This is a genomic window from Nocardioides marinquilinus, assembly GCF_039543705.1.
GTDB classification, from domain to species: domain Bacteria; phylum Actinomycetota; class Actinomycetes; order Propionibacteriales; family Nocardioidaceae; genus Nocardioides; species Nocardioides marinquilinus.
In genome coordinates, this window is sequence record NZ_BAABKG010000002.1 from 1 (window position 1) to 11,772 (window position 11,772).

At 73.9% G+C, this 11,772-nt stretch carries 10 protein-coding genes and 2 tRNA genes; 9 read left to right on the top strand and 3 right to left on the bottom strand.

Annotated elements, in window-relative coordinates; translation table 11 throughout:
• Positions 1-128: 128 nt before the first annotated feature.
• Both ABEA04_RS06055 and ABEA04_RS06060 read right to left on the bottom strand, forming a co-directional pair.
• The gene (locus ABEA04_RS06055) at positions 129-1,238 is read right to left on the bottom strand and encodes a fumarylacetoacetate hydrolase family protein (RefSeq protein ID WP_345455675.1); all 1,110 of its coding nucleotides are present in this window, start codon (positions 1,236-1,238) and stop codon (positions 129-131) included.
• Positions 1,235-2,059, bottom strand: a complete 825-nt coding sequence (locus tag ABEA04_RS06060; protein WP_345455678.1) for a hypothetical protein — start codon at positions 2,057-2,059, stop codon at positions 1,235-1,237. Before ABEA04_RS06060 ends, ABEA04_RS06055 begins: the two co-directional genes overlap by 4 nt.
• A gap of 19 nt (positions 2,060-2,078) precedes the next feature.
• Here ABEA04_RS06060 and ABEA04_RS06065 point away from each other — a divergent pair, with 19 nt between their 5' ends.
• The 3 genes from ABEA04_RS06065 (at position 2,079) to ABEA04_RS06075 (ending at position 6,972) form a co-directional block, all read left to right on the top strand.
• Complete coding sequence (locus ABEA04_RS06065) at positions 2,079-3,266, top strand: homogentisate 1,2-dioxygenase (protein ID WP_345455680.1); 1,188 nt, start codon at positions 2,079-2,081, stop codon at positions 3,264-3,266.
• 106 nt (positions 3,267-3,372) lie between these two features.
• The gene (locus ABEA04_RS06070) at positions 3,373-5,739 is read left to right on the top strand and encodes an FdhF/YdeP family oxidoreductase (protein WP_345455683.1); all 2,367 of its coding nucleotides are present in this window, start codon (positions 3,373-3,375) and stop codon (positions 5,737-5,739) included.
• Positions 5,740-5,829: 90 nt separating this feature from the next.
• Complete coding sequence (locus tag ABEA04_RS06075; RefSeq protein WP_345455686.1) at positions 5,830-6,972, top strand: PAS domain-containing sensor histidine kinase; 1,143 nt, start codon at positions 5,830-5,832, stop codon at positions 6,970-6,972.
• Here ABEA04_RS06075 and ABEA04_RS06080 read toward each other — a convergent pair.
• Positions 6,959-7,888, bottom strand: coding sequence for a hypothetical protein (locus tag ABEA04_RS06080; protein WP_345455689.1), 930 nt, complete (start codon positions 7,886-7,888; stop codon positions 6,959-6,961). The genes ABEA04_RS06075 and ABEA04_RS06080 overlap by 14 nt on opposite strands.
• Before the next feature lie 49 nt (positions 7,889-7,937).
• Between ABEA04_RS06080 and ABEA04_RS06085 the strand changes: the two genes are divergently transcribed.
• The 6 genes from ABEA04_RS06085 (at position 7,938) to rpmG (ending at position 11,736) form a co-directional block, all read left to right on the top strand.
• A complete protein-coding gene (locus ABEA04_RS06085) occupies positions 7,938-8,519 on the top strand; it encodes a DNA-3-methyladenine glycosylase I (RefSeq protein WP_345455692.1) in 582 nt (193 codons plus the stop codon).
• The gene (locus ABEA04_RS06090) at positions 8,516-9,883 is read left to right on the top strand and encodes an FAD-binding oxidoreductase (RefSeq protein ID WP_345455695.1); all 1,368 of its coding nucleotides are present in this window, start codon (positions 8,516-8,518) and stop codon (positions 9,881-9,883) included. The genes ABEA04_RS06085 and ABEA04_RS06090 overlap by 4 nt, the downstream gene beginning before the upstream one ends.
• Before the next feature lie 22 nt (positions 9,884-9,905).
• Positions 9,906-11,312, top strand: a complete 1,407-nt coding sequence (locus tag ABEA04_RS06095; protein WP_345455698.1) for an amidase — start codon at positions 9,906-9,908, stop codon at positions 11,310-11,312.
• Between the two features lie 47 nt (positions 11,313-11,359).
• Positions 11,360-11,432, top strand: a tRNA-Thr gene (locus ABEA04_RS06100).
• A gap of 11 nt (positions 11,433-11,443) precedes the next feature.
• Positions 11,444-11,520 (top strand) — tRNA-Met (locus ABEA04_RS06105).
• 45 nt (positions 11,521-11,565) lie between these two features.
• Positions 11,566-11,736 carry a 50S ribosomal protein L33 gene (gene rpmG, locus ABEA04_RS06110; RefSeq protein WP_345455701.1) on the top strand — a complete coding sequence of 57 codons (171 nt, stop codon included), beginning with the start codon at positions 11,566-11,568 and terminating at the stop codon, positions 11,734-11,736.
• Positions 11,737-11,772: the final 36 nt, after the last annotated feature.

The window sequence follows — 11,772 nt, forward strand, 5'->3', positions numbered from 1 at the left end:
ACTAGCGTGGGACATGAAGGCCTCCTGGCGGTGAAGCGGTTTCTAGACAGCTCCACTCCACCGCGGGAGGCCTTCACCCATCTACGGACGCGCCGTACCCGATCGCACAACGTGCCTGGGCATCACACCTAGCCGCGGGCGGGCAGCACCGTGCCGGCCACCTCGCCGAGGGTGAGCCGGCCGCCGTCGACCCCGGGTGCCGAGTAGCGCAGCACGACGGTGTCGCCGTCGTCGAGGAACCGCTCGCCGCGGTGCAGCTCGAGCAGCGACCCCACCTGGTCGGGCTCGGGGCCGCTGATGGTGCCCGAGGCGAACAGGTCGCCGGTGCGCACCGAGGCGCCGTTGACGGTGAGGTGGGCGAGCATCTGCGCCGGCCCCCAGTACATCGAGGCGTACGGCGGCCGCGCGACCACCTCGCCGTTCACCTCGACCTCGACGGCGAGGTCGAGGCCGCGGGCGTGGTCGGGGTCGAGGTAGTCGGGCGGGCGCGGGTCGGTCTGGCCCGGCAGGTCGCACCACGCGGCGTCCAGCGCCTCGAGCGGGGTGACCCAGTGGCTGATCGAGGTGGCGAACGACTTGCCGAGGAACGGCCCGAGCGGCACGTACTCCCACGCCTGGAGGTCGCGGGCCGACCAGTCGTTGAGGCCGACGACGCCGAAGACGTGGTCGGCGAGGGCGCCCGCCGGCACCGGGTCGCCGAGCGGCGACGGCGTGCCGACGACGAAGCCGAGCTCGGCCTCGATGTCGAGACGTCGGCTCGGGCCGACGTCGCCGGCGCCGCGCTGGCCGCTCGGCCGCACGACGTCGGTGCCCGACGGGACGACGGTGCCGGCGCGACCGTGGTAGCCGACCGGCAGGTGCTTCCAGTTCGGCAGCAGCGGCTCCTGCCCGGGCCGGAACAGCCGCCCGACGTTCGAGGCGTGGTGCTCGGAGGCGTAGAAGTCGACGTAGTCGGCCACCTCGAACGGCAGGTGCAGCACGACGTCGGCGAGCGACACCGTGGCGGCGTCCGACCCGGCGAGGGCGCGCACCTGCTCGCGGGTCTCGTGCCACACCTCGCGGCCCAGGGCCAGGAACGGGTTGAGCGAGGCGGCCGCGAACTCCGGCCGGTCGGTCAGCGCGGCCAGGTCGAGGACGCCGTCCCCGAGCCGGACGCCGACCCGCCGCGGTCCGCCCGCGACCGAGAAGACGCCGTAGGGGAGGTGGTCGACGCCGAACCCGTCGGCGGGGGCGCTCACGCCGCCACCAGGCCCAGCGCGCGCAGGTCGGCGATCGGCTCGGCCACCCCGCAGCAGCCGAAGGAGGTGAACCAGCGCCGGGCCCGCGCCGGCTCGAGCCGGTCGAGCGCCGGGTCGGCGTCGTCGAGCACCGCCGCGACGTCGGCGGGGGAGGCGCCGTCGAAGGCGTCCTGGGTGGCCAGCAGCACGTTGCCGAAGCCGTGGTGGGTGAACCCGTCGGCGGCGACGTGGCGGCGGGCCCGGTGCAGGCCGGCGGTGCACTTGAACGGCGTCTCGCGGTCGAGCGCGGCGTCGATCCAGGCGGCGAGCACCGCAGGCGGCGGGAAGGCGTCGGCGGTGAGCCCGCCGGTGCGGAACTTCAGGCGCAGCTCGGCGGCGGCGACCTCGTCGGCCGCGGCGAGCCAGTCCGGCGTGGGCGGCCGGCCCGGGGGAGCGGGGATCTCGACGAAGACCGGCGCCTGCACCCCGGCGGCGTCGACGGCCGCGACGACGCGACGCGCGTTGCCGGCGAGGTCGTCGGGGTCGCGCAGCGCGACCTCGAGCGCGCCGAGGCGCAGCCCGAGCCGCTCGCACAGCCCGGCCACCCCCGCCACCTGACCCGCGCCCCCGGTGAGGACGACGGCGAGCGGCGCGTCGAGGCCACGGGCGCTCGGCAGGTCGGTGTCGCGCAGCACGAAGCCGCCGACCAGCTCGGCGTCGGCGGCGTCACGGGCCGCGTAGGCGGCGAGGGCGTCGTCCAGCGGCGCCTCGCCCGGGGGGAAGACGGCGGCGTCGTCGACGAAGCCAGCCCACGGATTCGGTGCAGCGTCAGCAGGGGCCACGAGGACTAACCTGCCAGACATGGCGTACTACCGACGGGTGGGCGAGGTCCCCCCGAAGCGACACACGCAGCACCGCGACCCCGACGGCCGGCTCTACTACGAGGAGCTGATGGGCGAGGAGGGCTTCTCGTCCGACTCCTCGCTGCTCTACCACCGCGGCGTCCCGTCGGCGATCCTCGCCTCCGAGGTCTGGGAGCTGCCCGACCAGACCCGCGTCGCCAACCACCCGCTCAAGCCGCGTCACCTCAGGTTGCACGAGCTGGGCACCGGCAAGGACGCCGTGACCGACCGGCGGCTCGTGCTCGGCAACGCCGACGTGCGCATCGGCTACGTCGTCACCGGCGTCGACCCCAGCCCGCTCTACCGCAACGCCATCGGCGACGAGTGCGTCTACGTCGAGTCGGGCGCCGGCACCGTCGAGACGGTCTTCGGCGTGCTGCCCTACCGCACCGGCGACTACGTCGTCGTCCCGCGCGCCACCACCCACCGCTGGGTGCCGAGCGAGCCCTCGCAGCTCTACGCCATCGAGGCCAACAGCCACGTCGCCCCGCCCAAGCGCTACCTCTCGCGCTACGGCCAGCTGCTCGAGCACGCGCCCTACTGCGAGCGCGACCTGCACGGCCCGGACGAGGTGCACCTCGCCGAGGACGACGGTGACGCCGGCGTCGAGGTGCTGGTCAAGCACCGCACCGGCGGCCAGGTGGTCGGCACCCGGATGACCTACGCGACCCACCCCTTCGACGTCGTCGGCTGGGACGGCTGCCTGTACCCGTACACCTTCAACGTCGAGGACTACATGCCGATCACCGGCAAGGTGCACCAGCCGCCGCCGGTGCACCAGGTCTTCGAGGGCCACCACTTCGTGGTGTGCAACTTCCTGCCGCGCAAGGTCGACTACCACCCGCTGGCGATCCCGGTGCCCTACTACCACTCCAACGTCGACTCCGACGAGGTCATGTTCTACGTCGGCGGCGACTACGAGGCGCGCAAGGGCTCGGGCATCGGGCTCGGCTCGATCTCGCTGCACCCCGGCGGCCACGCGCACGGGCCCCAGCCGTCGGCCATCGAGGCCTCGCTCGGGGCCGAGGCGTTCGAGGAGTCCGCCGTCATGGTCGACACCTTCGCCCCGCTCGAGCTCGGCGAGGGCGGGCTGGCCTGCGAGGACCCCGCCTACGCCTGGACGTGGGCCGCCGACCCGACGTCCTGACGGACTCGACCGTCCCGACCGCCCCGACTCTCGCGGGCCCGAGGTCACCCGCACGGACGGCGACGGGGTGGTCCGTCGGTTGCGGCCGCGAGCGAGGATGGTCGGCATGGTCCGCCGCGCACCCCGCCGTGACATCGACGAGAGCGACCTCTCGGTCGGCAGCGAGTCGCACGCCGCCGCCGGCCCCACCGCGGTCGCCGTCGCGATGAAGCGCTCGATCGAGCAGATGGGGCCCACCCGCACGGCCCGCACGCTGCTCAAGCTGAACCAGGTCGACGGCTTCGACTGCCAGGGCTGCGCCTGGCCCGACCCGAGCCCCGAGCACCGCCACACCGCCGAGTTCTGCGAGAACGGCGCCAAGGCGGTCGCCGAGGAGGCCACCAAGCGCCGCGTCGGCCCCGGGTTCTTCGCCGAGCACTCCCTCGCCGACCTCGAGGAGCGCTCGGAGTACTGGCTCGGCCAGCAGGGCCGCATCACCGAGCCGATGGTGCGCCGCGCGGGCGCGACCCACTACGAGCCCATCGCCTGGGACGACGCCTTCGCGATGATGGCCGACCGCCTGCGCGCGCTCGGCAGCCCCGACGAGGCGGTCTTCTACACCTCGGGCAAGACCTCCAACGAGGCCGCGTTCACCTATCAGCTGCTGGCCCGCGTGCTCGGCACGAACAACCTGCCCGACTGCTCGAACATGTGCCACGAGTCGACGTCGGTCGCGCTCGCCGAGACCATCGGCATCGGCAAGGGGTCGGTCTCGCTGCACGACGTCGAGACCGCCGAGCTGATCGTGGTGGCCGGCCAGAACCCCGGCACCAACCACCCGCGGATGCTCTCGGCCCTCGAGAAGGCCAAGGCCAACGGCGCCCGGATCATCGCGGTGAACCCGCTGCGCGAGGCCGGGCTGGTGCGGTTCAAGAACCCGCAGAAGCCCAAGGGCTGGGTCGGCAACGGCACCGCGCTGGCCGACCTGCACCTGCCGGTGCGCCTCAACGGCGACCTCGCCCTGTGGCAGGGCGTCGCCGCCTACCTGCTCGAGCACGACGCGATCGACCGCGACTTCGTCGAGCACCACACCCACGGCTTCGAGGAGTGGGTCGAGCACATCGGCCGCCTCGACCGCGCCGAGGTCGAGCGCGCCAGCGGCCTGACCTGGGAGCAGGTCGAGGAGATGGGCGCGATGCTGGCGGCGTCGTCCGCCACCGTCTTCTGCTGGGCCATGGGCATCACCCAGCACCGCAACTCGGTCGCGACCATCAAGGAGTTCGTCAACGTCGCCCTGCTGCAGGGCAACATCGGCAAGCCCGGCGCGGGCCTGTGCCCCGTGCGCGGCCACTCCAACGTGCAGGGCGACCGCACCATGGGCATCTGGGAGCGGCCGCAGCCGGAGTTCCTCGACGCGCTCGAGAAGGAGTTCGGCTTCGAGCCGCCGCGCGAGAACGGCCTCGACACCGTCGACGCCGTCGAGGCGATGGGCGAGGGTCGCGTCGGCTTCTTCATGGCGATGGGGGGCAACTTCGCCTCGGCCGTCTCCGACACCGAGGTCACCGAGGCGGCGCTGCGCAACGTCGACCTCACTGTGCACGTCTCGACCAAGCTCAACCGCTCGCACGTCGTCACCGGCCGCGAGGCGCTCATCCTGCCCTCGCTCGGCCGCTCCGAGCGCGACCGCACCGGCGGCCGCGAGCAGCGCGTGACCGTCGAGGACTCGATGTCGGTCGTCCACGCCTCCCACGGGCCGCTGCCGCCGGCCTCGAAGCACCTGCGCTCCGAGGTCGACATCGTCTGCTCGCTGGCCGAGGCGGTGCTCGGCCCCGACGGTGTCGTTCCGTGGGGCGAGTTCCGCGCCGACTACGCCGCCATCCGCCGCCGCGTCGCCGACGTCGTCCCGGGCTGCGCCGCCTACGACGAGAAGGTCGACCGGCCCGGCGGCTTCACGCTGCCGCACCCGCCGCGCGACTCGCGCACCTTCCCGACCGACGTCGACCGCGCGGTGTTCTCCGTGAGCCCGCTCGAGGTTCTCGAGGTGCCCGAGGGGCGGCTGCTGCTGCAGACCCTGCGCAGCCACGACCAGTTCAACACCACGATCTACGGCCTCGACGACCGCTACCGCGGCATCAGCAACGGCCGCCGGGTCGTCTTCGTGCACCCCGACGACGTCCGCCACCTCGGGTTCGCCGAGGGCGACGTGGTCGACCTCGTCAGCGAGTGGCTCGACGGCTCCGAGCGGACGGCGCCCGGGTTCCGCATCGTCTCCTACGAGCAGCCGGTCGGCTGCGCGGCGGCCTACTACCCCGAGACCAACCCGCTGATCCCGCTCGACTCCAAGGCCGAGGGCAGCAACACCCCCACCTCGAAGTCGGTGGTGGTGCGCCTCGAGCCCGCCCGTGAGGGCGTCCACACCGGCATCACCCGGGCGGCCCGGGGCGACGCCGAGACCGGCCACAAGCGACCCATCGACACCAGCCCGCCCAGCTGAGCCGGGCGCCCCGGCGCCCACCGGCGCCCACCGGAGACACGGGTGACGGCGGGGCGACGACGGGGGGACGGCGGTGCGACCATGAGCGCCGTGACGTCCCCCCACCCCGGCGCCGCCGACACGGCGCGCGCCCTGCGCCTGGCCACCGCCAAGCTGCGGTCGCTGTTCGACTTCCACCCCGACGGCGTCTTCACCCTCGACCTCGAGGGCCGCTTCACCTCCGTCAACGCCCAGGGTCTCGCCCAGAGCGGCGGGTACCGTGAGGACGAGCTGCTCGGGACCTCGTTCCAGGACCTGCTCGGCGAGGACGGCCGCGCCGTCGCCACCGGGAACTTCGTCGCGCTGCTGCAGCGCGAGGCCCGCACCTTCGACATCCACTTCATCCGCCGCGACGGCTCGATCGGCGAGCTGGAGATCATCGGTCTGCCGATCATCGTCGACGACGAGCTCACCGAGATCCTCGGCATCGCCGAGGACATCACCGAGCGCAAGCGCTTCCAGCGCGCCCTCGCCGAGGCGCGCAGCGCCGCCGAGTCGGCCAACGACGCCAAGTCGATGTTCCTGGCCACGATGAGCCACGAGATCCGGACGCCGCTCACCAGCGTGCTCGCGGCCGCCGAGCTGCTCGAGACCACCGAGCTCGACGACGAGCAGCGCCAGCTCGTGCACGTGATGGGCCGCTCCGGCGAGCGGCTGCTGCGGCTGGTCAACGAGATCCTCGACTTCTCGCGCGTCGAGGCCGGGCGCGCCGACCTGGTCGCCATCCCGTTCCGGCTCGCACCGATCGTCGACCCCGAGACGATCTTCCTCGGCACGGGCGCGGTCGAGAAGGGCCTGGCGTGCACGTCCACCCTCGACGCGACGCTGCCCGAGCAGCTCGTCGGCGACCCCGAGCGCATCGCGCAGGTGATCGGCAACCTGGTCGGCAACGCCGCGAAGTTCACCCATGAGGGCTCGATCGCCGTGCGCACCAGCCGCGGTGGGCTCGGCGTCCGCTTCGAGGTCACCGACACCGGCATCGGCCTGCCCGACGGCCGTCACCACCACGTCTTCGAGGCCTTCCAGCAGGGTGACTCCTCGATCACCCGGCAGTTCGGCGGCACCGGCCTGGGGCTCGCGATCTCGCGTCAGCTGGTGCACCTGATGGGCGGCACCATCGAGGTCGACAGCACCCCCGGCCGCGGCAGCACCTTCACCGTCGAGCTGCCGCTGCGGGCGGTCACGACGCCGTGAGCTCGACGCGCACCGAGCTCTCGACCAGCGTCACGGCGCCGCCGACCCGGTAGCCGACCGTCGAGGACGTCGAGCCCACCGCGCGGCGCGGGACGACCGAGCCGAGGCTGCCCTCCAGGCGCCCGGACGCGCTCGCGGTGCCCTGCGTGAGGGTGACCCGGCCGACCTCGCCGGGCCGGTACTCCTGGTCGAGCACGTAGTCGACGACGTAGTCGCCGTCGGCGATCGTGTCGAGGGTGTAGGTCGTGGTCTGGTCGACCGTCACCCCGCCGACCACCACGACCGAGGTGACGCTCCACGACGCCCCCTCGCCGACCGGCTCCGACGGCAGCACGGGCGTCAGGGCGAGCACCTGGTCGCGCAGGCCGTCGACGGTGCGGCGCACCGCGGGCTCGACGTCCTCGGGCAGGCCGAGCGAGGCGGAGAGGACGACGCCGTCGGTGCCGAGGCCGACCCGGCCGTCCGCCCCGTCGAGCGCCTCGACCGCCGCCCGGGTGCCCGCGCCCGACCCCTCGCCACCGGCCGCGACGTCGGTGAAGGACTGGCCGAGGTCGAGGCGGGTGCCGTCGACGCCGTCGACGGTGGTGGTCACGGTCATGGTGAGCGACGGCACCGTCGTCGGCGTCCCGTCGCTCACCAGTCGCTGGTCGAGGCCGACCCGGGTCGACGTCGAGGCGCCGGTCTCGGGCGTGAGCCGCAGCGTCGCGCGGGGCTCGGCGCCCGCGCTCAGCAGCTCGACCACCGGCGGGTCGCCGGCCGCCGTCGGCGCCGGGCCGGTGCGCACCGGCGCCGCGGGACCGCCCGCGTCGTCCCCGGCCTCGTCCCCGCCCGTGCAGGCGGCCGTGGCGGCGACGAGCACGAGGGCGCAGCCGAGCGCGGCCACCCGGCCGGCACGACCGACGCGCTCACCCCTCACGCGGAGCAGACTAGGAGCCGCGGCGGGCGTGGTCGGGCAGGATGGCGGCATGGGACCGCAGACCGGCGACGACGGGCTCGACCGCTGTCCGTGGGCCGGGGTGCTGCCGAGCCCGATGCGCGACTACCACGACACCGAGTGGGGCGACCGCGTGCACGGCGAGACCGCCTACCTCGAGCGGCTGACCCTCGAGGCCTTCCAGTCGGGCCTGTCGTGGTCGACGATCCTGGCCAAGCGGGAGGCCTTCCGCGAGGTGTTCCGCGGCTTCGACGCCGAGCAGGTCGCCGCCTTCGGGCCCGACGACGAGGAGCGACTGATGAACGACGCACGCATCGTCCGCAACCGCCGCAAGATCTCCGCCGCGGTCGTCAACGCGCGGGCCACCGTCGCCCTGCGTGACGACGGCGGCCTCGAGCGGCTGGTGCTCGGCTTCGCCCCCGCCGACCCGCCGACGGCCGACGACACCGACCACCTCGCCACCACCACCGAGGAGTCGAAGGCCCTCTCGCGCGAGCTCAAGCGCCGCGGGTTCGCCTTCGTCGGCCCCACCACGATGCACGCGCTGATGGAGGCGATCGGCGTCTTCGACCCGCACCTCGTGGGTTGCTTCCGGCGGGGGAGCGCCGCGTGAGCGCCCCGATCCACGAGCTGGTCGCCGAGCTCGGCGACGACGTCGTCGTCACCGAGCCCGACCGCATGGCCGGCTACCGCTACGACCGCGCGCACGACCCCGACGCGGGCACGCCGCTCGCCGTCGTCCGCGCCCGGCACACCGCCGACGTGCAGGCCGCCGTCCGCTTCGCCGCCGCCCACCTCCTGCCGGTGGTGCCGCGCGGCGCCGGCAGCGGGCTGTCGGGCGGCTCCTCGGCCGTCGACGGCGGCCTGGTGGTCTCGCTCGAGCGGATGACGGCCATCGACGTCGACCCCGTCACCCGCGTCGTCGTCACCCAGCCGGGCGCCATGAACGCCCAGGTGAAGGCGGCGGCCGCCGAGCACGGCCTGTGGTACCCGCCCGACCCGTCGTCCTACGAGTTCTGCTCGATCGGCGGCAACGTCGCCACCAACGCCGGCGGCCTGTGCTGCGTGAAGTACGGCGTCACCACCGACTACGTGCTCGGCCTCGAGGTCGTGCTGGCCGACGGCACCGCCGTGCGGCTCGGCGGGCCGCGCCTGAAGGACGTCGCCGGCCTCTCGCTCACCAAGCTGTTCGTCGGCAGCGAGGGCACCCTCGGCGTCGTCACCGAGGTGACGCTGCGGCTCGTGCCGCAGCAGCGGCCCACCGCCACGCTCGTCGCCACCTTCGCCGAGCTCGACGACGCCACCGGCGCGGTGCTCGACATCACCCGCCGGCTGCGGCCCTCGATGCTGGAGTTCATGGACCGGCCCACCATCAACGCGGTCGAGGACATGACCCGCATGGGCCTGGACCGCGAGGCCGCCGCGATGCTCGTCGTCCAGTCCGACGAGCCGGCCGGCCACGCCGCCGCCGAGATCGCCGAGATCGAGGCGCTGTGCGAGAAGCGCGGCGCCACCGAGGTCTTCACCACCGACGACCCCGCCGAGGGCCAGCAGTTCGTCACCGCCCGCCGCGAGGCCATCCCCGCCGTCGAGCGCACCGGCACCCTGCTGCTCGAGGACGTCGGCGTCCCGCTGCCGCAGCTCGGCGCCCTCGTCGACGGCATCGCCGCCATCTCGGCCGCGCGCGAGGTCACCATCGCCGTCATCGCGCACGCCGGCGACGGCAACACCCACCCGCTCGTGGTCTACGACCCCGCCGACGCCGACATGGCGCAGCGCGCCCAGACGGCCTTCGGCGAGGTGATGGACCTCGCCGTCTCGCTCGGCGGCGCCATCACCGGCGAGCACGGCGTCGGCCGCCTCAAGCGACCGTGGCTCGGCGGCTACCTCGGCGACGACGTCATGGCCCTCAACCGCCGGGTCAAGGACGCCCTCGACCCGCTCGGCATCCTCAACCCCGGCGCGGTCTTCGACTGACCGCTGACCTAGCGTCGGCGCCATGCGGGTCAGCGCCTTCTCCGACGACGCCCTCGGGCACCACGACGCGGTCGGCCTGGTCGAGGCGCTGCGGCGCGGGTCGGTCTCGGCCGCCGAGGTCGTCGACGCCGCCATCGCGCGCGTCGAGGCGGTGCAGCCGCGGCTGAACGCCCTGGCCTACCGGGCCTTCGACCGGGCGCGCCTCGAGGGCCGCACGCCGCGCGACGGCTGGTTCAGCGGCGTCCCCACCGTGGTCAAGGACAACGTCGACGTCGCCGGCCTGCCCACCCGGCAGGGCACCGACGCCTGGGAGCCACGGCCCGCCCGGCGCGACGGCGACTTCGCCCGCATGTACCTCGCCACCGGCCTGGTGGCGCTCGGCAAGAGCCAGCTCTCGGAGTACGGGTTCTCCGCCTCGGCCGAGCACCCCCGCCTCGGGGCGGTGCGCTCGCCGTGGTCGACCGACCACACCGCCGGGGCGTCGTCGGCCGGCTCGGCCGCCCTCGTCGCGAGCGGCGCCGTCCCGATCGCCCACGCCAACGACGGCGGCGGCTCGATCCGCATCCCGGCGGCGGTCAACGGCCTCGTCGGTCTCAAGCCGACCCGCGGCCGGCTGGCCCAGGACCGGCAGCTGCGTGAGATGCCGGTGCGCATCGTCGCCGACGGCGTGCTGACCCGGTCGGTGCGCGACACGGCCGCGTTCCTGCGCGAGGCCGAGCACGTCTACCGCGACCTCGCGCTGCCGCCGGTGGGCGACGTCACCCGGCCCAGCCCCAAGCGGCTGCGGATCGGCGTCCACACCGCCGGCGACTCCGGCTACGGCGCCTCGCCCGAGATGACCGCGCTGACGCTGCAGACCGCGGCGCTGCTCGAGCAGCTCGGCCACACCGTCGTCGAGGTCGCCGAGCCGCCCGTGCCGCCCGGGTTCCGCGACGACTTCCTCCTCTACTGGGCCTCGCTCGCCCTCGTGCTGCTGCGCACCGGACGACGGGCGCACGGCCGCTCCTGGACCCCCGAGAACCACGACGCCCTCACCCGCGGCCTGGCCCGCCACACCGCGCGACGGCTGCACCGGCTGCCCGGCGCGGTGCGGCGGCTGCGCCGCTCGGGCGCGGTCACCGCGGCGCTGTTCGACGACCTCGACATGGTGCTGACGCCGACGCTCGCCCACGCGACGCCCCGGCTCGGCCACCTCGACCCCACCCAGCCGTTCGAGGAGGTCATCGAGCGGTTGATGCGCTGGGTGGCGTTCACGCCGCTGCAGAACGCCAGCGGCGACCCGGCCGTCTCGCTGCCCCTCGCCACCACCGCCGACGGCCTGCCGGCGGGCATGATGTTCGCCGCCGCGCGGGGCCACGAGGCCGCCCTGCTGGGCCTGGCCCTCGAGCTGGAGGAGGCCCGGCCGCCCGCGCGGATCGACGGGGCCTGAACCGATTTCCGACCTGCACCGACCCCTGTGTATCGTTCTGCGTCGTTGCCCCTTTAGCTCAGTCGGCAGAGCGTCTCCATGGTAAGGAGAAGGTCTACGGTTCGATTCCGTAAAGGGGCTCTCACGCCCTCGGCGGGGTAGCTCAGGTGGTTAGAGCACACGGCTCATAATCGTGGTGTCGCGGGTTCGAGTCCCGCCCCCGCTACCAGCCCGACCAGATCATTTCCCCAAGCCGTTCGACAGAGGAAGCACCGTGGCCAGCAAGAGCTCCGACGTTCGCCCCAAGATCACGCTCGCGTGCGTCGAGTGCAAGGAGCGCAACTACATCACCAAGAAGAACCGGCGCAACGACCCCGACCGCATCGAGCTGTCGAAGTTCTGCCCGCGCTGCCGCAAGCACACCGCGCACCGCGAGACCCGCTGACGGTTCGTCGTCCACGAGCCCGCCCCCGGACCCCCG